This is a genomic window from Streptomyces cinnabarinus, assembly GCF_027270315.1.
Taxonomy (GTDB): domain Bacteria; phylum Actinomycetota; class Actinomycetes; order Streptomycetales; family Streptomycetaceae; genus Streptomyces; species Streptomyces cinnabarinus.
Genome location: NZ_CP114413.1, coordinates 4,807,241 through 4,826,943, shown reverse-complemented (window position 1 = coordinate 4,826,943; position 19,703 = coordinate 4,807,241). Strand labels below are relative to the sequence as shown.

General features: G+C 70.7%; 15 protein-coding genes. 7 read left to right on the top strand and 8 right to left on the bottom strand.

Features of this window, described 5'->3' with window-relative positions; all coding sequences use genetic code 11:
* Nucleotides 1-6: 6 nt before the first annotated feature.
* From STRCI_RS21810 to STRCI_RS21785, 6 genes are all read right to left on the bottom strand, one after another.
* Nucleotides 7-3,510 (bottom strand): DNRLRE domain-containing protein, encoded by a 3,504-nt coding sequence (locus STRCI_RS21810; protein WP_269660636.1) that lies wholly within the window; start codon nt 3,508-3,510, stop codon nt 7-9.
* Nucleotides 3,511-3,673: 163 nt separating this feature from the next.
* Entirely contained in the window at nt 3,674-4,123 is a 450-nt protein-coding gene (locus STRCI_RS21805; protein ID WP_269660635.1) for a heat shock protein transcriptional repressor HspR, read from the bottom strand.
* 6 nt (nt 4,124-4,129) lie between these two features.
* Nucleotides 4,130-5,311, bottom strand: coding sequence for a molecular chaperone DnaJ (gene dnaJ, locus STRCI_RS21800; RefSeq protein WP_269660634.1), 1,182 nt, complete (start codon nt 5,309-5,311; stop codon nt 4,130-4,132).
* Nucleotides 5,312-5,335: 24 nt separating this feature from the next.
* On the bottom strand, nt 5,336-5,989 hold the full coding sequence (grpE, locus tag STRCI_RS21795; RefSeq protein ID WP_269660633.1) for a nucleotide exchange factor GrpE: 654 nt from the start codon (nt 5,987-5,989) through the stop codon (nt 5,336-5,338).
* Nucleotides 5,986-7,830 (bottom strand): molecular chaperone DnaK, encoded by a 1,845-nt coding sequence (gene dnaK / locus STRCI_RS21790; RefSeq protein ID WP_269660632.1) that lies wholly within the window; start codon nt 7,828-7,830, stop codon nt 5,986-5,988. The genes grpE and dnaK overlap by 4 nt, the downstream gene beginning before the upstream one ends.
* 94 nt (nt 7,831-7,924) lie before the next feature.
* Nucleotides 7,925-8,944 carry an MraY family glycosyltransferase gene (locus tag STRCI_RS21785; protein WP_269660631.1) on the bottom strand — a complete coding sequence of 340 codons (1,020 nt, stop codon included), beginning with the start codon at nt 8,942-8,944 and terminating at the stop codon, nt 7,925-7,927.
* 205 nt (nt 8,945-9,149) lie between these two features.
* Here STRCI_RS21785 and STRCI_RS21780 point away from each other — a divergent pair, with 205 nt between their 5' ends.
* Together STRCI_RS21780 and STRCI_RS21775 are read left to right on the top strand one after the other, a co-directional pair.
* Nucleotides 9,150-11,432 (top strand): (Fe-S)-binding protein, encoded by a 2,283-nt coding sequence (locus STRCI_RS21780; RefSeq protein WP_269660630.1) that lies wholly within the window; start codon nt 9,150-9,152, stop codon nt 11,430-11,432.
* Nucleotides 11,433-11,548: 116 nt separating this feature from the next.
* Nucleotides 11,549-11,830 (top strand): zinc-ribbon domain-containing protein, encoded by a 282-nt coding sequence (locus tag STRCI_RS21775; protein WP_269660629.1) that lies wholly within the window; start codon nt 11,549-11,551, stop codon nt 11,828-11,830.
* A gap of 47 nt (nt 11,831-11,877) precedes the next feature.
* Here STRCI_RS21775 and STRCI_RS21770 read toward each other — a convergent pair whose 3' ends face one another.
* Together STRCI_RS21770 and STRCI_RS21765 are read right to left on the bottom strand one after the other, a co-directional pair.
* Nucleotides 11,878-12,228 carry an SCO4225 family membrane protein gene (locus tag STRCI_RS21770; RefSeq protein WP_269660628.1) on the bottom strand — a complete coding sequence of 117 codons (351 nt, stop codon included), beginning with the start codon at nt 12,226-12,228 and terminating at the stop codon, nt 11,878-11,880.
* A gap of 22 nt (nt 12,229-12,250) precedes the next feature.
* Nucleotides 12,251-12,586: an SCO4225 family membrane protein gene (locus STRCI_RS21765; protein ID WP_269660627.1), complete on the bottom strand. Its 336-nt coding sequence runs from the start codon at nt 12,584-12,586 to the stop codon at nt 12,251-12,253.
* Between the two features lie 235 nt (nt 12,587-12,821).
* Here STRCI_RS21765 and STRCI_RS21760 point away from each other — a divergent pair, with 235 nt between their 5' ends.
* The 5 genes from STRCI_RS21760 (at nt 12,822) to STRCI_RS21740 (ending at nt 19,683) form a co-directional block, all read left to right on the top strand.
* On the top strand, nt 12,822-14,144 hold the full coding sequence (locus STRCI_RS21760; RefSeq protein WP_269660626.1) for an FG-GAP repeat domain-containing protein: 1,323 nt from the start codon (nt 12,822-12,824) through the stop codon (nt 14,142-14,144).
* A gap of 196 nt (nt 14,145-14,340) precedes the next feature.
* On the top strand, nt 14,341-15,813 hold the full coding sequence (locus tag STRCI_RS21755; protein ID WP_269660625.1) for an FG-GAP and VCBS repeat-containing protein: 1,473 nt from the start codon (nt 14,341-14,343) through the stop codon (nt 15,811-15,813).
* A gap of 68 nt (nt 15,814-15,881) precedes the next feature.
* Nucleotides 15,882-17,306 carry an FG-GAP-like repeat-containing protein gene (locus STRCI_RS21750; protein ID WP_269660624.1) on the top strand — a complete coding sequence of 475 codons (1,425 nt, stop codon included), beginning with the start codon at nt 15,882-15,884 and terminating at the stop codon, nt 17,304-17,306.
* Between the two features lie 25 nt (nt 17,307-17,331).
* Nucleotides 17,332-18,654 carry an FG-GAP and VCBS repeat-containing protein gene (locus STRCI_RS21745; protein WP_269660623.1) on the top strand — a complete coding sequence of 441 codons (1,323 nt, stop codon included), beginning with the start codon at nt 17,332-17,334 and terminating at the stop codon, nt 18,652-18,654.
* A 72-nt stretch (nt 18,655-18,726) separates the two neighbouring features.
* Nucleotides 18,727-19,683, top strand: a complete 957-nt coding sequence (locus STRCI_RS21740) for a Yip1 family protein (protein ID WP_269660622.1) — start codon at nt 18,727-18,729, stop codon at nt 19,681-19,683.
* The last annotated feature ends 20 nt before the right edge of the window (nt 19,684-19,703 follow it).

The window sequence follows — 19,703 nt, the reverse complement described above, 5'->3', positions numbered from 1 at the left end:
TCGGCCTCAGTACCACTTCGGCTGCGGCCGGTAGATCCAGATCTTCATCCTGGGCTCGGCGCTCTTCTGCGCCGCCAGGCTGCGGTACTTGTAGTTCTTGTTGTGCTGGGTGACGTAGATCTTGCCGTTGCTGATCTTGGTGATGATCGAGGCGTGGTTGATGACCCCGTTGTTGTCCCAGTCGTAGAAGATGATGTCGCCCACGTAGGCGTTGCTGGTGTTGCGCTTGGAGTGGAGCATGTTGCGCTCCGTGAACTTCTTGAGCCAGCCCGAGACGACCCAGGTGTACGTCTCGTCCGGGCCCAGGATGCCCTTCTTCCGCCACCAGGCGTCGACGCTGTAGGGACGGTCCCCGATACCGCCCTTCATCTTGACGCTGCCGCCGAAGTGGACGGCCCGGGAGACGAAGTTCGTGCAGTCCTGGGCGTACATGGCGGGCGCGTCCCAGTTGGACACGGCCCAGGTCGCGGCGCCGGTGCGCAGGTACGTGCCCGCCTGGAGGGCCTCGTGGGAGACCGCGGTGGCGCCGGTCTCGGTGCCGTCGTCGGTGGAGTCGCCGTCGAACTCCGAGGGCACGAGGTCGGTGGGTTCGGCGGACTCCTCGTTGATGTCGTTGGCGAAGTCGGCGAACGCGGCCCGGGTCGGCCGCACCACGACCTCCTTGGCGGCCGCGGTGACCGCGGAGAGCAGCACCGGGTCCGCGCCGGCGGAGAAGGTGTAGCGCATCTCCGTCTCGCCGGTCTGGTCCGTCGGGTCGGCGGTGGCGGTGCTCACGTCGGTCACGATGGTGTCCGAGGTGTGCACGGTGGCGCGCAGGGTGACCTGCCGGCCGTCGGCCGACGGGATGGCCAGGACATCGCTGAAGGTGGCGTCGGGCGAGACGTTGTCCGAGTCGTCCGCGGAGCCCGCGACCCGCTCGCGCAGCAGCGCTTCCTGGTCCTTGGCGAGGAGAGAGGCGAACTGGGCGCCGTACGCGCTGTTGGCGGCGGCGTCGCTCGCGTCGACATAGCTGCCCTGGACGAGGCCGCCCCGGGCGAAGTGATAGGCCTGCACGGCGGTCGAGTAGGCGTCCGTGCCGCCCGTCACGGCCACCGGCGCGATCGCGGCGGACGTGGTGGACGGTCCGGTGCCGTAGTCGTTCGTCCCGGTCACCTGGAAGGTGTAGGTGACGTCCCCGGCGTCCGCGGCGAGGTCGTCGAAGACGGCGGACAGGCCGGTGGTCGTCCTGGTGCCGGCGGTCGTGCCGTCGGAGGCGACCGCGGTGACGGTGTAGGTCACCGCGTCGTCCACCTCACCGGTGAACTCCGCCGCCGACCAGGTCACCAGCGCACCGTGCTCGCCGGGCACGGCCCTGAGGTCGGTCACCGCCTCGGGCGCGGTGCCCGTGGTGCCGGAGGACCCGGGCTCCTCGGTCACGTCCGGCGTGAACGACTGGAGCGCGGTGTAGGCGGAGCACACCGCGTCCGCGCAGGCCCGCATCTTCCAGCGGTAGGCGGTGCCGTCGGTGAGCAGGCCCTCCGGGACCTTCACCACGGCCCGGTCGCCGTCCTGGACGGTGGCGGTGAGGGGGGAGCCGACCGCGTTGCCCGCGGTGTCCTGGAGCAGGTACTCGGCGGACACGGCACCCTGGCCCGCGGCCGTGACGACACCGGTCAGCAGCGGCGTGGTGGTCTCGACGGCGCCGGTGGCGAGGTCGAAGGGCACGTCGGGCGCGGGGGCCTTGGCGGTGTCGACCGAGAAGTTCTTCCAGGCGCTCCACGCCGTGGAGTAGTCGGTGCCGTCGTAGGTGCGGGCCCGCATCCGCAGGTGCTTGCCGTCCGGCAGCGACGACTCCTCGGGCACGGCGAGGGCCGCGACCTCGGCGGTGTCCACGTACGGGGTGTCCGTGGTGAGCGCATACGTGGTGTCGTTGTATGCCGGGTCCGGCTCGATGGCGTACTGGACGCGCACCCGCTGCGGGTCGCCGTCGTTCACGAACGTCGACAGCACGGGCGTGCGCGAGGTGACCACCCCGGCGCCGGTGGACGGCGACAGGGAGGTCGCGCCCGGCACCTCGGGGTAGGAGTTGTACGTGATCGTCAGGTGCGGTTCGGTGGAGCCGTCACCGGAGACGTGGTTGGCGGAGTGGAAGCGCCGCCAGGTGTAGGAGTCGGTCTCGTCCACACCGCGGACCATGAGGCCGTAATTGGCGGTGCCGCCGGTCCACGCCCTGACGATGGTGTCGATGTCGAAGTTCATCGTGCCGGCCGGGCAGTCCGCCGAGTAGCCCTTGGCCGCGGTGTTGACGACCTGTCCGGTGGTGGTGGAGGCGGGCGGGTCGGCCCAGGTGATCGTGGACGACGACCAGGACTCGGTGACCCGGCGCACGGCCGTGCCGGTGCCCACCGTGCAGGCGGAGGACCAGTACGAGTACAGCGCCAGGTTGGTGTCGATGACGTGGACGCCCTCGTAGCCCGAGACGTCGAACTTCAGGAACGAACGCGCCACCGTGCTGCCGCCGTTGTACGTGCCCGACTTCAGCTCGGTCGAGGAGACCTGCGAGTCCGGGTAGTTGGTGGCGACCCAGGTGTCCGTGGTGACCGCCAGCGTGCTGGTCGGGTCGACGGTGACCGGGTAGGTCAGGTCCTGCGCGAAGTAGTCGGCGTCCGGGCGCAGTACGAGCGTCTGGGTGCCGTCGGCCGCGGTCTCGATCTCGGTGTCCACGGCGGCGAGATGCTTCGACTCGCCGGACCTCCTGTCCACCGAGGAGTCCCACATCATCGGCGCCGGGGCCTCGGCGACCAGCTTGCCCGCCCCGTTCTTCAGCAGCAGCCGGCCGGAGTCCGTCTCGGAGAGGGTGAGGCCCTTGAGGGAGACCGGCATGCGGTAGACGAGGGCTCCGCCCGGCGCCTCGTCGAGCACCACGTTCTGCGAGAAGCCCTGCTTGAGGGCGGTGACCGTCAGGGTCTGGCCCTCGCCCAGGTCGTAGGAGGCGGTGTCGTCCCGCACCGTCGGCGTGGGCAGGGTGTCCTCCCAGCCCAGCGCCATGGAGACGCCGCCCTGGGAGACGGAGGCCAGCTTCTTGTCGCCGCCGTCCGAGACGGTGATGTCGGCGGCCGCGGCCTCGGGCTCCAACGCGGCGCCCTCGTCGGCGAGTTGGGTGTCGATCGGCTGCCAGGAGCCGTCTTCCCGCTGGACCCGCACGGGGCCCGCGTACGACTCGGCGGTCAGCGTGCCGTCCGGGTTCACGTACACGGTGGAGGTCCCGGTGCGCTGGGAGACCAGCTCGATGCGCCGGTTCTGGATCTTCGCGTTGCGCCGGGCGGCCTCCTCCTCGCTGAGCCCGAGCAGCTTCGCGATGTCCGGGTCGTCGTCGCCGAGGGTGACGGCCTTCGCGGGGCTGTTCACGATGCGGTCGCTCTGCGCGGTGAGCGTGGCCGACGGGTCTCCGGCGAGGGAGGCGGTCAGCGAACCCGCCAGCGTCATCGCCGCGGTGGCCTGTATCCACCGTCTTCGGTTGGTGCGTCGCACTCCAACTCCTTTTCGGGGCCCCCGAGATGGTTCCGGGGGTGGAGTGCGAGATATACAACTGATCTTCGAAATTCAACGGTCATGTGATCAAAAGGTGATCATGACGTGAAGAGGGCCGGGAGGTTCGACCACCTCCCGGCCCTCTTCATGTGCTCGACGTCGCTCAGTCCGACTGCTGCCGCTTGGGCCGCCACACCACCAACGCGCTGGTCTGCTGGACCTCCTGATACGGCACCAGGTCACGGCGGTACGAGGCATGCACCGCCGCCTCCCGCTGCTGCATCGCCGCCGCCGCGCCGTCCAGCGCCGACTGCATCTCGGCGACCCGGGACTGGAGCGCGGCGACCTGGTTCTCCAGCTCGATGATCCGCTTGATGCCGGCCAGGTTGATGCCCTCGTCCTGCGACAACTGCTGGACGGTGCGCAGCAGTTCGATGTCGCGGGCCGAGTAACGGCGGCCCCGTCCGGCGGTGCGGTCCGGAGACACCAGGCCAAGGCGGTCGTACTGGCGCAGTGTCTGCGGGTGCAGGCCGGAGAGCTGGGCCGCCACCGAGATGACGTAGACCGGGGTCTCCTCGGTCAGTTCATACGGATTGCGTCGACGGCCGTCCATCTGGCATCAAGCTCCCTTCGCGGCCTGGAACAGCTCCGCCCGCGGGTCCTCGCCCGCGGTCGCCTCGCGATACGCCTCCAGTGCGTCACGAGCCTTCCCCGTCACGTCCTTCGGGACACTCACCTCGACGGTGACCAGCAGATCCCCGCGGGTGCCGTCCTTGCGGACCGCGCCCTTCCCACGGGCGCGCATGGTGCGGCCGTTGGGCGTGCCCGGGGGCAGCTTCAGCGTGACCGGCGGGCCGCCCAGGGTCGGGACCCTGACCTCACCCCCGAGCGCCGCCTCCGGATACGTCACCGGAACCGTCACCGTCAGGTTGTCGCCCTTGCGGCCGAAGACCGGGTGGGTGTCCACATGCACCGTGACATACAGGTCACCGGAGGGGCCGCCCCGCTCTCCGGGCGCCCCCTTGCCGCGCAGCCGGATCCGCTGACTGTCGCTGACCCCGGCCGGGATGCGCACCTGCATGGTCCGCGAGGACTTGGCCCGGCCGCTGCCCTTGCAGATCTCGCAGGGCTCCTCCGCGATCAGACCGCGGCCCTTGCAGTCCGGGCAGGGGTCAGTCAGCGAGAAGCCGCCGCCGGAGCCCCGGGCGACCTGTCCGGTGCCGACGCAGGTCGGGCAGACCCGGGGGTTGCCGTTCTTGTCGCCGGTGCCGGAACAGGCCTTGCACGGGGCCTGCGAGGACATCCTCAGGGGCACGGTCGCGCCCTCGATCGCCTCGGTGAAGGTGAGCGTGACCTCGGTGTCGATGTCCTGGCCGCGCCTGGGCTGCACCCGGGTGGTACCCGAGCTGCCCCGGTTGAACAGTCCCCCGAAGACGTCACCGATCCCGCCGCCGAAGCCGCCGGAACCCCCGCCGCCGCCCTGGGCGCCGCCTCCGAAGAGGTCGCCCAGGTCGAAGTTGAAGTTGCCGCCGCCCGCGCCCGGCCCCGGGCGGAACCCGCCGTTGCCGAAGAGGGCGCGCGCCTCGTCGTACTCCTTGCGCTTCTTGGGGTCACCGAGGACGTCGTTCGCCTCGGAGATCTCCTTGAAGCGCTCCTCGGCCTTGGCGTTGCCCTTGTTGGCGTCCGGGTGGAACTCGCGGGCGAGCTTCCGGTACGCCTTCTTGATCTCGGCCTCGGTGGCGTCCTTGGGGACGCCGAGGACCTTGTAGAAGTCCTTCTCGATGAAGTCCTTGGTGCTCATCCCCGACGTCCCTCCTTCCCTCGGTCAGGCCCCTTCAGGGCCGTTGTCCTTCTCCTCGCCGGTCTCGGCGGCGTCCTCTGCCTTGACCGTCTGCGCGCCCGGCTGCGGCTCGGCGACGGCCACCCGCGCGGGGCGGATGGTGCGCTCGCCGATGCGATACCCCGGCTGGAGGATCGCGACGCAGGTCGTCTCGGTGACGTCCGGTGCGTAGGAGTGCATCAGGGCCTCGTGGATCGTCGGATCGAAGGGCTCGCCCTCCTTGCCGAACTGCTGCAGACCCATCTTCGCCGCGACGGTCTCCAGCGACTCCGCGACGGACTTGAATCCGCCGACGAGTTCGCCGTGTTCCCGGGCGCGGCCGATGTCGTCGAGCACGGGCAGGAGCTCGGTCAGGAGGTTCGCGATGGCGATCTCCCGCACCGTGATCCGGTCCCGCTCCACGCGGCGGCGGTAGTTCTGGTACTCGGCCTGGAGCCGCTGGAGGTCCGCGGTGCGCTCACCGAGCGCGGTGCGTACCTGGTCCAGCTGGGCGATCAGGCCGGCGTCTGGGGTTACGTCCCCGGCCGGGGCCGCCCCCTCAGTGTTCGACTGGGGTGCGGCCTTCGCCTCGGCGTCGTCGGGGGTGGCGCCGGAGGGGACGTCGGGCTTCTCCTCGAAGCCCGGGGTCTCCTCCGTCACGCGGCACCGTCCTTGCGCTCGTCGTCGACGATCTCGGCGTCGACGACGTCGTCGTCGGCCTTGGGCTGCTCGCCCGCGGCACCGGCGTCACCGGCGGCCTGCGCGCCCTGGGCGTCGGCGTACATCGCCTGGCCGAGCTTCTGCGAGACCGCGGCGACCTTCTCGGTGGCGGTGCGGATCTCGCTGATGTCCTCGCCCTTGAGCGCGGCCTTCAGCTCCTCGACGGACGCCTCGACCTCGGTCTTGATCTCGCCCGGGACCTTGTCCTCGTTGTCCTTGAGGAACTTCTCGGTCTGGTAGACGAGCTGCTCGCCCTGGTTGCGGGTCTCGGCGGCCTCGCGGCGCTTGTGGTCCTCCTCCGCGTACTGCTCGGCCTCCTGGCGCATGCGGTCGACCTCGTCCTTCGGCAGCGAGGAGCCGCCGGTGACGGTCATCTTCTGCTCCTTGCCCGTGCCGAGGTCCTTCGCGGTCACGTGCATGATGCCGTTGGCGTCGATGTCGAAGGCGACCTCGATCTGCGGGACACCGCGCGGGGCCGGCGGCAGACCGGTCAGCTCGAACATCCCGAGCTTCTTGTTGTACGCCGCGATCTCGCGCTCGCCCTGGTAGACCTGGATCTGCACGGAGGGCTGGTTGTCCTCGGCGGTGGTGAAGATCTCCGAACGCTTCGTCGGGATCGTCGTGTTCCGCTCGATGAGCTTGGTCATGATGCCGCCCTTGGTCTCGATACCAAGCGACAGCGGGGTGACGTCGAGGAGCAGGACGTCCTTGACCTCGCCCTTGAGGACACCGGCCTGCAGGGCGGCGCCGATGGCGACGACCTCGTCCGGGTTCACGCCCTTGTTGGCCTCGTTGCCACCGGTCAGCTCCTTGACGAGCTCGGCGACGGCCGGCATACGGGTCGAGCCACCGACGAGAACGACATGGTCGATCTCGGAGAGGGCGATCCCGGCGTCCTTGATGACGTTGTGGAACGGCGTCTTGCAGCGCTCCAGCAGGTCCGCGGTCAGCTGCTGGAACTGGGCGCGGGTGAGCTTCTCGTCGAGGTGCAGGGGGCCCTCGGCGGAGGCCGTGATGTAGGGCAGGTTGATCGAGGTCTCGGTGGACGAGGACAGCTCGATCTTGGCCTTCTCGGCGGCCTCGCGGAGGCGCTGGAGGGCCATCTTGTCCTTGGACAGGTCCACACCGTGGCCGGACATGAACTGCTTGACCAGGTAGTCGACGACGCGCTGGTCCCAGTCGTCACCACCGAGGTGGTTGTCGCCGTTGGTGGCCTTCACCTCGACGACGCCGTCACCGATCTCCAGGAGGGACACGTCGAAGGTGCCGCCACCGAGGTCGAAGACGAGGATCGTCTGGTCGTCCTTGTCGAGGCCGTAGGCGAGCGCGGCCGCGGTGGGCTCGTTGACGATGCGAAGGACGTTGAGACCGGCGATCTCACCGGCTTCCTTGGTCGCCTGGCGCTCGGAGTCGTTGAAGTACGCCGGGACGGTGATGACCGCGTCGGTCACCTTCTCGCCCAGGTAGGACTCCGCGTCGCGCTTCAGCTTCTGAAGGATGAACGCGGACATCTGCTGCGGGTTGAAGGGCTTCCCGTCGAGCTCGACCTTCCAGTCGGTGCCCATGTGGCGCTTCACCGAGCGGATGGTCCGGTCCACGTTCGTGACCGCCTGGCGCTTGGCGACCTCGCCGACCAGCACCTCACCGTTCTTCGCGAAGGCGACGACGGACGGCGTGGTCCTGGCACCCTCGGCGTTGGTGATGACGGTGGGCTCGCCGCCCTCCAGAACGCTGACGACCGAGTTCGTCGTGCCCAGGTCGATGCCGACCGCACGTGCCATGGTTGATTCCTCCAGCTGACTTGAGTGGAACGGACTCAAGTGTGCATGACTCCCCCCGCCCGGTCAACAGACCTGAGTCTGTGAGGCTCAACTCTTATCCGTTCCTTACACGCAACTGGGCCCTGACCTGTACAGAAGCAGTCCGCCGGGGCCGCGCCCGCTTCACCTTCAGGAGCAGGAGTACGGCCGCCAGGGCGCCCGCGCCGACCCACAGCGCCCCCGACGCGGCGATCCACCCGAGGTGCGCCAGCACCCCCACGAGCACCCCGCCGAAGGCCCCGGCGCCGAGCACGACGGTCGCGCCCTGCGGGGTGAGCCCGAGCCGCCGCAGCCGGTGGGCGAGATGATCGGGCCCGCCCCGCAGCAGCGGCCGCCCGCCGAGCCGCCGGGCCAGGACGACCAGCACGACATCGGCGCTCGCGACCGCCGTGAGCGCGAACAGCACACCCGCGCTGGCGCCCCCTTCGTACCCCGTCCGGGTCAGCACGGCCGCCGAGGCGAGGGTGAACCCGGCGAAGAGCGAGCCGCAGGCGCCGAGCCCCACGCGCGCGGGATGCCAGTTGTGCATCAGGAACCCGGTGAGCGCGGCGGCCAGCACGCTCAGCAGCACCGCGAGCCCGTCCATCACCTCCGCCGCCGCACAGGCGCCCACCCCGAAGGCGGTGACCACCCCGACGGTCCCGGCGAGGGCGTCGGCGTGGTCCAGCGCCCGGAAGGCGAGGGTCACGGCCACGATCCAGCAGACGGCGGCGAGCCCGCCCAGCACCCCGGTCTCCTCGTACGGCACCGCGGCGGCCGCCGCCACGGCCGTACCGCCCAGCAGGAACCGGGCCTTGACCCGGCGGACGTCGGCGACCAGGCCGAGGGCGGCGACGGCCGCGCCCGCGACGAGCAGCCGGGGGATGCCCGTACCGAGGGGGGCGAGGCCGGTCCAGTCGCCGGCCGCGGCGATGAGACAGGTGACCACGACGACGGCCGCTCCGCCGCCCAGCGGCAGGGGCCGCTGCCGCCGTCGGTCGAGCAGCCCGAGGCGCAGCGCGGGCGCCCTGACCAGGGCGGTGAGGACGGCGGAGAGGAGCAGGGCGGCGGTGGCGGCGGCGATCCCGTAGAGCACGGATCTAAATTAGTGCTGTATGTACTAATTTGACGTGAATAACACGATCGGTTCTTAAGGCAACCCTCAGCGACACAGATCACCGAGGCGCTGACTACAGTGCGACGGAGGATGAGGGTAGTCTCAGACGGACTGCATAAGTTACCGCTTAGTAATAACGCTAGGCATCTCCCCGAAGAACCTCGCAGGCCCGAGGAGCCCCGAAATGCAACTCGCCGCGATCATCGTGTCGATGGTCACCATGGCAGTCGGCGTCGCCCTGTTCGGCCGAGCCATCCTGCAGATCGTCCGCTTCATGATGCTCGGCCAGCCGATCCCGGCCGGAGCCCGGACCAACGACCCCGTCCTGCGGACCATCACCCTGGCCAAGGAGTTCCTCGGCCACACCCGGATGAACCGCTGGGGCGTCGTCGGTATCGCGCACTGGTTCGTGGCGATCGGCTTCTACACGCTGCTGCTGACCATCGTGAACGCCATCGGCCAGCTCTTCCAGGCCGACTGGCTGCTGCCGATCATCGGCGAGTGGGCGCCGTACAACGTCTTCGTCGAGTTCATCGGCACCATGACCGTGGTCGGCATCCTGGTGCTGATCGCCATCCGGCAGCTGTCGCGGCCGGGCGGGGCGGGCCGCAAGTCCCGCTTCGCTGGCTCCAACACGGGCCAGGCGTACTTCGTCGAGACCGTCATCCTGACCGTCGGCGTCTGCATCTTCATGCTGCACGCGCTGGAGGGCGCCCAGCACCACGTCGACAGCTACGAGGCCTCCTTCTTCATCTCGTACCCGGTCGTCTCGGCGCTGGAGGGCCTGGACCTCTCCACGCTCCAGAACCTCACCTACTTCTTCGCCGGCCTGAAGATCGCGACCTCCTTCACCTGGATGATCGTGGTCGCGCTGAAGACCGACATGGGTGTGGCCTGGCACCGCTTCCTCGGCTTCCCGAACATCTGGTTCAAGCGCAACGCCAACGGCGAGACCTCGCTGGGCGCGCTGCTGCCGATGACCTCGGGCGGCAAGCCGATCGACTTCACCGACCCCGGCGAGGACGACGTCTTCGGTGTCTCCCAGGTCGAGCAGTTCTCCTGGAAGGGCCTGCTGGACTTCTCCACCTGCACCGAGTGCGGCCGCTGCCAGTCGCAGTGCCCCGCCTGGAACACGGGCAAGCCGCTCTCCCCGAAGCTCCTCATCATGTCGCTGCGCGACAACGCGCACGCCAAGGCGCCGTACCTGCTCGCGGGCGGCGGCAAGACGATGGAGGGCGAGGAGAAGGCGTCCGAGGAGCAGCTGGCGGGCGTCCCCGCCGCCGCCCTCGCCGAGGCCGAGCGCCCGCTGATCGGCACCGCCGAGGAGAACGGCGTCATCGACCCGGACGTCCTGTGGTCCTGCACCACCTGCGGCGCCTGTGTCGAGCAGTGCCCGGTGGACATCGAGCACATCGACCACATCGTCGACATGCGCCGCTACCAGGTGATGATCGAGTCCGCGTTCCCGTCCGAGGCGGGCACGATGCTCAAGAACCTGGAGAAGAAGGGCAACCCCTGGGGCCTGGCGAAGAAGCAGCGCCTGGAGTGGCTCAAGGAGGTCGACTTCGAGGTCCCGGTCGTCGGCAAGGACATCGAGGACCTGACCGAGGTCGAGTACCTGTACTGGGTCGGCTGCGCGGGCGCGCTGGAGGACCGCGCCAAGAAGACGACGAAGGCCTTCGCGGAGCTGCTCCACATGGCGGGCGTCAAGTTCGCGATCATGGGCGGCGACGAGAAGTGCACCGGTGACTCCGCCCGCCGCCTCGGCAACGAGCCCCTGTTCCAGGAGCTCGGCATGGAGAACGTCATGTCCCTCAACGCCGCCTTCGGCGAGGAGATGGACGAGGACGGCAAGGTGACGCCGGAGTCGGCGAAGCCGAGGTCCGCGAAGAAGATCGTCGCGACCTGCCCGCACTGCCTCAACACCATCGGCAACGAGTACCCGCAGCTCGGCGGCGACTACGAGGTCATCCACCACACCCAGCTGCTCCAGCACCTGGTGGACGAGGGCAAGCTGGTCCCGGTGACCCCGGTCGAGGGCATCATCACCTACCACGATCCCTGCTACCTGGGCCGCCACAACAAGATCTACACGCCTCCGCGCGAGATCATCGCCAGCGTCCCGGGCATCCGCAACGAGGAGATGCACCGCCACAAGGAGCGCGGCTTCTGCTGTGGCGCCGGTGGCGCGCGGATGTGGATGGAGGAGCGGATCGGCAAGCGCATCAACAACGAGCGCGTCGACGAGGCTCTCTCCCTGAACCCGGACATCGTGTCCACCGCCTGCCCGTTCTGCCTGGTCATGCTGACCGACTCGGTCAACGGCAAGAAGAACGAGGGCAAGGCCAAGGAGTCCATCCAGGTCGTCGACGTCGCCCAGCTCCTGCTGGAGTCCGTGAAGACCCCGGTCGACCCGCAGGGCGCGGCGGAGCCGGAGAACGAGCCGGAGCCGGAGCCGGTGAAGTAGTCCCGCGTACGGCAGTTCCGCGTACGGCGGCACGGATGCCCCCCGCCCCTCCCGGGCGGGGGGCATCCGTCATCCCGGACACTGTGAGGAAGGAACCGACCGGGAGGCAGTGCGAGATGATCATCTTTGGCACCAAGGGGTACCTGTACCAGCTGGCGATCCTCACCCTGGTCTGCGGGCAGTGCGGCAACCCCGCCGCGCACACCCTGCGCAGGCGGGTCACCAAGTTCACGCTGTTCTTCGTGCCGTTGTTCCCGGTGTCGACGAAGTACGCGACGCAGTGCACCTTCTGCGGCGCCGAGCAGAAGGTGACCAAGGAGCAGGCGGAACAGCTCCAGGCGCAGTCCGCCGGGACCGCCCAGCCGTACGGGCAGCCGCAGGGGCAGCCGTATCAGTGACAGCCGTTTTGGTGAGCCCTGTGAGTGAGCCCTGTGAGTGAGCCCTGTCAGTGCGCCGCGGGGCGCGGCTGCGGGGTGCCCAGCCGACGGACCAGCAGGCCCAGCAGCGTGGCGTTGACCAGCCCGGCCGCGGCCGCGCCGACGGTGAAGACCACCGAGCTCAGCCACTCGGCCCCCGGGAGGGGAGCCGCGAGCAGCAGGGCGGCCATGCCGAACGGCGCCGTGGTGATCATGGGCCAGATCGCGGCGAAGCCCGGGTCCGGGGAGAGGTGGACGGCGTACAGGAAGAAGCCGATGGACGCCGTGACCGCCGCGAGGTAGCCGCGCGAGAGCCAGTTGTCCGTGGCCGGTGCCAGCAGGGCCCTCAGGCTGCGGCGGGGGCGGGCAGAACGCTCCATGTCTGTTCCTTTCCTGGGCTGTTCACGCGTGCCGCGCGGCGCGGCTGTCGCGGACGTGGTGGGTGAGGGCACCGAGCGCGGCGGCGTTCACCAGCGCGCTCAGCAGCAGCGGTACGGCCGCGAGGGCCGTGGCGAACACCTCGGCCGCCCCGCCGCCCCCGGTGCCGGGGCCGACCGGAAGGACCATCGCCATGGTGGACAGCGGCGCCGTGAGCAGCAGCGGGGCCGGGGCCAGGGAGCCGTCCGGGAAGGCGAGGGCGGCTCCCACCGAGGCGGTGAGGAGCGCCCAGTAGCCCCGGGCGGGCCAGTTGTCCGTGGCCAGGGCGAGCAGTCGGCGCGGTCGAGAGTCCTTCGGCATCGCGGGTCCCCCTGGTAGTTCGGTCCGTGTCTCGGTGGTCTCCACGATGGACCGGCGGGCGCGGCCGGACATGAGTACCCGTACTCAACGGCGGGACAGGTATCCGGACGCGTCGGTGGGGCAGGTATCCGGACACATCGGCGGGACCCGGTATCCGGAACGGCATCCCCCTGTTGCCCCGTCTCGAACACATGCATCATGTCGAAGTCGTTGCCCGGTGATGCCGACGGAGTGAATGGTGCGCGTGCGAAGCGGTAGGACCTGCTGGGCGGCCGCCCTCGGCTGTTCCGCCCTGCTCCTGTTCACCGCCTGCGGCCCCGGCCCGGACGCCGCGGCCCCCGCCCCTTCGTCCTCCCCCTCCCCCTCGTCCTCGCCCTCGGTGCGGGTCGCCCAGGGTGCCGCCCTGCTCCCCGTCCCCCGGGGCGATGGCAGCAGGACCCCCGACGACTTCAACGGCGACGGCCACCGCGACCTCGTCCTCGACGAACTGGTCAAGGCGCAGGCCCACGCCGACGACCCGGGCATCGGCATCGTCTACGGCGGCCCCCGCGGCCTCACCGGCGCCCGCCAGCTCCTCGGCCCCGAGGAGAACGCCGCCGCCACCGACGGCCAGCTCCCCGCCCTGTTCGAGGCGGAGGCGTCCTGCGACCTCGACGGCGACGGCTTCACCGACCTGCTCGTCTCCACGGATCCGCCCTACGACGGCCAGGGACAGCCCCCGGTCCCGCTCCAGGTCCTCTTCGGCTCGCCCAAGGGCCTGACCGGCAAGGCCGTGCACCTCACCGTCCCCGGCCGGGCCCGCGTCGGCAACGACTGGCCCGACCAGCCGGTGTGCGGCGACTTCGACGGCGACGGCGCGAAGGACCTGGTCCTGCACGCCTCGGGCGGCCGACTGAGCTTCCTGCACGGCCCGTTCAGCCGTAAGGGCGCCCCCCGCTCCGCCGCCGCGCCGGTCGCCTCCCCGGGCAACGTGCCCACGGGCCCCGCCGCCGACGTCGACCGGGACGGCTACGACGACCTGCTCGTACGGACCGCGGAGGGCACCGGCGCCTCCGCCGTCGTGCTCGGCGGTCCCGAAGGACCGACCCGCACCGGGGCCCTGCTGCCCGCCGGGATCGACGTCGCGTTCGGCGCGTTCGGCCGGGGCAAGGCGCTGGACGCCGCCGTCGGAGCCATGGGTGAAACGTCACTGCGCTATGACCTGCCGACCGCCGCCCGCGCCGCTCTCGCCTCCCCCGGCTCGATGCTCGACGCCGCCGACTTCGACGGGGACGGACTGAGCGAGCTCCTCTCCAGCGGCGCCCGGCTGCGCCTCTTCCCCGGCCGCGCGGCGGGCCTGTCGGCCACGGGTCCGGTGACCGTCGAACCGCCCGGGACCGGCACCACCCGGGTGGTGTCCGTGGCCGATCTCGACGGCGACGGACGGGCCGATCTGACGGTGCGGACGTACCGCGGCGAGACGCGGGACATCGTGGCCGTGTACCCGGGGACGAAGCGGGGCCTGGTCGCGCGCGAACCGGTGGTCACCTTCTCCACGGCCGCGTTCCTGAGCCACTGACGCCCCACCGAACCGCCCGGTCGCAGATGGTTCAAAGATTTACCGAACGCACGTACAACCCTTGGACACCAGTACGGGTCTCCTGATCGCCGACCGAGACGTGAAGCCAGGGACAACTCCCGGCGAACACCACCGGACGCACCCCATTGACTGCGGATGCCCCGCCAGGCATCCCGCATGCAGCAGGAGAAACCGCATGCATCAGACGCTGCGACTCACCCTCGCGACGGCCACCGCCGCCGCTCTGACGGGCGGGCTGCTCACCTTCACGGCCACCACCGCGACGGCCGCGGACTCCACCGCCGTGGCCAAGGCCGACTTCAACGGCGACGGCCGTGGCGATGTCGCCTTCTCCGCGGACAGCGCTTACGTCGGCGGCAAGAAGGAGGCCGGCCAGCTCGTCGTCCTCTACGGCTCGGCCTCCGGCGTGTCCTCGACCAACCGCGTCACCATCAGCCAGAACACCACCGGCACTCCGGGCACCGCCGAGAGCGGCGACCACTTCGGCATCGACACCGCCTTCGCCGACTTCAACGGCGACGGCTACGACGACATCGCCGTCGGCTCCCCGGGCGAGGACGTCGGCGGGGACACCGACGGCGGCGGCCTCGCCATCCTGTGGGGCTCGGCCTCCGGCATCACCGGCAAGGGCACGACCGTGGCCGACCCGGCCCCCTCCCAGCACGACTACTGGGGCCAGAACCTCGCGGCCGGCGACTTCGACGGCGACGGCAAGGCCGATCTGGCCGTCGGCACCAACATCGCCACCGTCCACGTCTTCAAGGGCGGCTTCTCCGCCACCGGCACCGCGGGCGGCCGCTACACCGTCAAGCCCCCGATCATGGGCTCGGACGCGGGCGGCCCGCTGAACCTGACCGCCGGTGACGTCAGCGGCGACGGCCGCACCGACCTGGTCGTCGACGGCTACGAGTACCAGACCGAGTACGGCTGGAACAGCAACTACTACATCCCCGGCTCCTCCGGCGGCCTGGCCATGGCCAACATCCGGCAGATCAAGCCCGGCATCATCACCGCCATCGGCGACATCGACCAGGACGGCTTCGGCGACATCGTCAGCGGCGCCTACTGGAACGCCACCACCAGCAACGGCACCCCCATCCCCGACTCCGCCAACGGCGGCAAGGTCTGGGTCACCTACGGCACCGTGGACGGCCCCGGCACGGCCACCGGCATCACCCAGAACACCGGCAACGTCCCCGGCACCGCCGAGGGCAACGACTTCTTCGGCCATGAACTCGACCTCGGCGACATCGACGGCGACGGCTACCTCGACCTGGCCGTCGGCGTCGCGGGCGAGAACATCGGCGCCGCCACCAACACCGGCACGGTCACCGTCCTCTACGGCACCGCGACCGGCCTGGACACCGTCTCCGGCGCCCAGTCGTTCGCCCAGTCCAGCGCGGGCGTGCCCGGCAGCGACGAGGACAACGACTACTTCGGCATGGACGTCAAGCTCGACGACCTCACCGGCGACGGCAAGGCCGACCTGGTCGTCGGCTCCGCCGAGAACGCCGGCAACGGCGCGGTGACCTACCTGCCGTCCAACGGCACGAAGATCACCACGTCCGGCTCCCGCACCATCGCGCCGAGCACCGCGGGCGTCTCGACGACGGGCTCGCCGTACTTCGGCGCGAACTTCGCCGACTGATCCACCGTAGAACCACCCTTCGGGCCCGCACCCACCCGGTGTGCGGGCCCCCTTACCGGAGCCCCGTCTTGAAGCGCACTCTCGTGATCGCCGCCGCCCTCACCACCGGCGTGCTCACCGCCCTGCCCGCCGCCCCCGCCGTCGCCGCGCCCTCGGGCCTGGCGAGCGACTTCAACGGCGACGGCTACCGCGACCTCGCCATCGGCGCGATGGGCGCCGACGTCGGCTCCGCGCACGGCGCCGGTGCCGTGGTCGTGCTGTACGGCTCGGCCTCGGGAGTGCCCGGCACCAAGAAGGCCGTGCTCACCCAGAACTCCACCGGCGTCCCCGGCACCGCCGAGTCCGACGACCGCTTCGGCGCGAGCCTGGCCGCCGGCGACCTGAACGCCGACGGCTACGCCGACCTGGTCGTCGGCTCCGAGTTCGAGTCCATCGGCACCCGCCAGGGCGTCGGCAGCGCCACCGTCCTGTGGGGCGGCTCCGCCGGCCTGACCGGCGGCTCGGCGCTCCCGCAGCCCCCGGCGGAGGAGCTGAACGAGTGGGGCGGCTACTCCCGCGGCGTCGCCACCGGCGACTTCGACGGCGACGGCAAGACCGACGTCACCGTCACCGGCCAGACCTACACCGCGCTCTTCCGCGGCCCCTTCACCCGTACCGGCACCCCCCTGAGCCACACCCGCGTGGGCGAGGTGGGCACCACGTACGAGGTCATCGCGGGCGACCTGACCGGCGACAAGGCGGCCGAGCGGGTGTACCCGCTCGCGCACGACGGCGATCCGGGCGGGGACATCCGGTACTTCCGCCACGACCTGGGCGGCTGGGACGACCACCCCGAGTCCGACTACGCCATGGTCGGCCTGCCCAACGCCGACGGCTCCCTCGGCGCCACCGGCGACATCAACGGCGACGGCTACGGTGACCTGGTCCTCGGCGACTACGCGGGCCCCACGAGCCGCAAGGGCGGCCAGATCACCGTCTGGTACGGCGGCCCGAACGGCCCCGACCCGCAGCAGACGCCCACCGTCGTCCACCAGGACACCCCAGGCGTGCCCGGCGCCGACGAGTCGGCCGATCTGTTCGGCTCCGCCGTCGACGTCGGCGACATCAACGGCGACACGTACGCCGACGTCGTCGTCGGCGCCTGGGGCGAGGACATCGGCTCGGCGCGCGACGCGGGCTCGGTGACCGTGCTGTTCGGCTCGGCCACCGGTCTGCTGACCACCGGCGCCAAGTCGTACTCCCAGAACACCGCGGGCGTCCCCGGCACCGCCGAGAGCGGCGACGCCTTCGGCATGGCCGTGCGCCTGCTCGACCTCGACAAGACCGGCAAGGCCGACCTGGTCATCGGCGCGGGCTACGAGAACCAGAACGGTTCCGTCACCTACCTACGCGGTACCGCGAGCGGCCTGACCATGACCGGCGCCAAGTCCCTCACCGCCGCCGGCGCGGGCCTGAAGGGCAGCGCGGCCTTCGGCTGGGACCTCGCCAAGTGACGTACCGATGGGAGACGACCTCGTCATGACCCGCCGCACCGCCGCCGCACTCGCCGCGACCCTCGTAGCGACCGGCGTCACCCCGCTCCTGCTCACCGCCCCCGCCTCGGCGGCGGTCGCCAAGCACTACGACGACTTCAACGGCGACGGCCACCGCGATGTGGCCTACGGCGGCCAGAACGCCGTAGGCGTGTCGGGCGGCACCGTCACGGTCGTCTACGGCACCGCGACCGGCCTGGACACGGCCCACCCCCGCTCCCTCCACCAGGACACCCCCGGCATCCCCGGCTCCGGCGAGGAGGACGACCAGTTCGGTGCCTCCCTCGCGAGCGCGGATCTCAACAAGGACGGCTACGCCGACCTGGTCGTGGGCAACCCGACCGAGCACGTGGGCAGCAAGCAGTACCGCGGCTCGGTGACCGTCGTCTGGGGCTCGAAGACCGGCCTCTCCGGCGGCACCGACGTGACCCCGAAGGCGGGTGCGCAGAGCCACTTCGGCCGCGATGTCGCCACCGGTGACTTCACCGGCGACGGCTCGCCGGACCTCGCGGTGGTCGGCGGCTCCGAGACCTGGCTGTACCGGGGCGGCTTCACCAAGTCCGGCACGACCGGCACGGTCAGCAAGATCGACAAGGCGGGCGCGGGCTGGTACTCGTACGGCCTCGCCGCCGGGAAGGTCGACGGCGACGCGAAGACCGACCTCGTCGTCCTCGGCGAGCAGTTCGTCGACGGGCAGCCGGTCGAGCGCGCCTGGTACCTCAAGGGCGCCTCGGGCGGCCTGACCTCCGGCCCGTCCAAGACGGTCACCGCCACGACCGCCGCGATCGGCGACTTCGACAAGAACGGCTACGGCGACATCGCCTTCGGCAGGCCCGACTCCCACGACGGCAAGGGCTCGCTCCTGGTCTGGCGCGGCACGTCCGCCGGGCCGAGCGGCTCGGCCATGTACAACCAGGCGAGCTCGGGCGTCTCGGGCAGCCCCGAGGCGGACGACAACTTCGCCTACGCGCTCTCGGCCGGGGACGTCGACGGCGACGGCTACTCGGACCTCGCGGTCGGCGTCCCGCACGAGGACGTCAGCGGCCAGGAGGACCAGGGCGGGGTGCACCTCTTCCGCGGCGGCCCGGGTGGCCTGACCGGCGAGCGCACCTCCTGGATTCCACAGACCGTGACCGGCCCCGCCGAGGAGTACGCCTCCTTCGGCCACACCGTCCGCCTGCGCGATGTGACGAAGGACGGCAAGGCGGACGTGGGCGTGGGCGCGGCCGGCACGTCCGTGATCCTGCGGGGCGCGTCGGGGACGGGCGCGTTCGTGCTGCCGGAGTTCGGCGGAGCGTTCGCGGACTGAGGCGGACTGGGGCCGGCGGACCGAGGTTGAGCGGGAAGCACCCTTGCTCAACCCCCGTTCGTCCCTTAGGGGATGTCACAACTCGACAGCAAAGCCGGGCCCGAACCGCCGGGCCCCGCACGTCACTCTCCGGGACCAGGTACGTTCGAAGACGTGGCTGGATTCAGGATCGGACGAGGCGGCCGGGACAACCGGACCCCGCAAGCACGCCCGCAACAACCCCCGTACGGGCAGCAGGGCCCGTCGTACGGCTACCCCCCGCAGGGCGGTGGCCACGGCGGTCAAGGTGGTGGTGGCTACGGCGGCCATGGCGAGCCGGAGTACTTCGGCGACGGCGGACACCACCCGCACCCGCACGGCCATGGCGGCGCCCCGGACCCGTACGCGGCGAACAACCCGGGCCACACCCAGGCCTTCTCGGTCCACGATGACCCGTACAACCAGGGCCAGACGTACCAGGCGGGCGGGGCCCCGGCGGCCCCGATCGGCCCGCGGCTGCACTGGAAGCCGCTGCTGAGCGGGATCCTCTTCTCCCCCGCCCGGACCTTCCTCCAGATGCGGGACTACGCGATGTGGGGCCCCGCCCTGATCGTGACGTTCCTCTACGGCCTGCTCGCGGTCTTCGGCTTCGACACGGCCCGCGAGGACGCGATCAACGCGACCCTCTCCAACGCGGTCCCGATCGTGCTGACCACGGCCGTGGCGATGGTCCTGTCCTCCTTCGTGCTGGGCGTGGTCACCCACACCCTGGCCCGCCAGCTCGGCGGCAACGGCGCGTGGCAGCCGACGGTCGGCCTCTCCATGCTGATCATGTCCCTCACGGACGCCCCCCGCCTGGTGGTGGCCATGTTCTTCGGCGGCGACGCGTCCTTCGTCCAGCTCCTCGGCTGGGCCACCTGGGTAGCGGCCGGCGCCCTCCTGACGATGATGGTCGCCCGCTCCCACGACCTCCCCTGGCCGAAGGCCCTCGGCGCCTCGGCAATCCAGCTGGTGGCACTGCTGTCGATCGTGAAGCTCGGCACGTTCTGAGCCCCTTGCGGCCGTTCGGG

Excerpts from the sequence above, each read along its gene's own strand:
- STRCI_RS21805 (WP_269660635.1), bottom strand. The coding sequence starts at position 4,123 with ATGGACGGCCGTCGACGCAATCCGTATGAACTGACCGAGGAGACCCCG.
- dnaJ (WP_269660634.1), bottom strand. The coding sequence starts at position 5,311 with ATGAGCACCAAGGACTTCATCGAGAAGGACTTCTACAAGGTCCTCGGC.
- dnaK (WP_269660632.1), bottom strand. The coding sequence starts at position 7,830 with ATGGCACGTGCGGTCGGCATCGACCTGGGCACGACGAACTCGGTCGTC.
- STRCI_RS21780 (WP_269660630.1), top strand. The coding sequence starts at position 9,150 with ATGCAACTCGCCGCGATCATCGTGTCGATGGTCACCATGGCAGTCGGC.
- STRCI_RS21775 (WP_269660629.1), top strand. The coding sequence starts at position 11,549 with ATGATCATCTTTGGCACCAAGGGGTACCTGTACCAGCTGGCGATCCTC.
- STRCI_RS21770 (WP_269660628.1), bottom strand. The coding sequence starts at position 12,228 with ATGGAGCGTTCTGCCCGCCCCCGCCGCAGCCTGAGGGCCCTGCTGGCA.
- STRCI_RS21765 (WP_269660627.1), bottom strand. The coding sequence starts at position 12,586 with ATGCCGAAGGACTCTCGACCGCGCCGACTGCTCGCCCTGGCCACGGAC.
- STRCI_RS21760 (WP_269660626.1), top strand. The coding sequence starts at position 12,822 with ATGGTGCGCGTGCGAAGCGGTAGGACCTGCTGGGCGGCCGCCCTCGGC.
- STRCI_RS21755 (WP_269660625.1), top strand. The coding sequence starts at position 14,341 with ATGCATCAGACGCTGCGACTCACCCTCGCGACGGCCACCGCCGCCGCT.
- STRCI_RS21745 (WP_269660623.1), top strand. The coding sequence starts at position 17,332 with ATGACCCGCCGCACCGCCGCCGCACTCGCCGCGACCCTCGTAGCGACC.
- STRCI_RS21740 (WP_269660622.1), top strand. The coding sequence starts at position 18,727 with ATGTCACAACTCGACAGCAAAGCCGGGCCCGAACCGCCGGGCCCCGCA.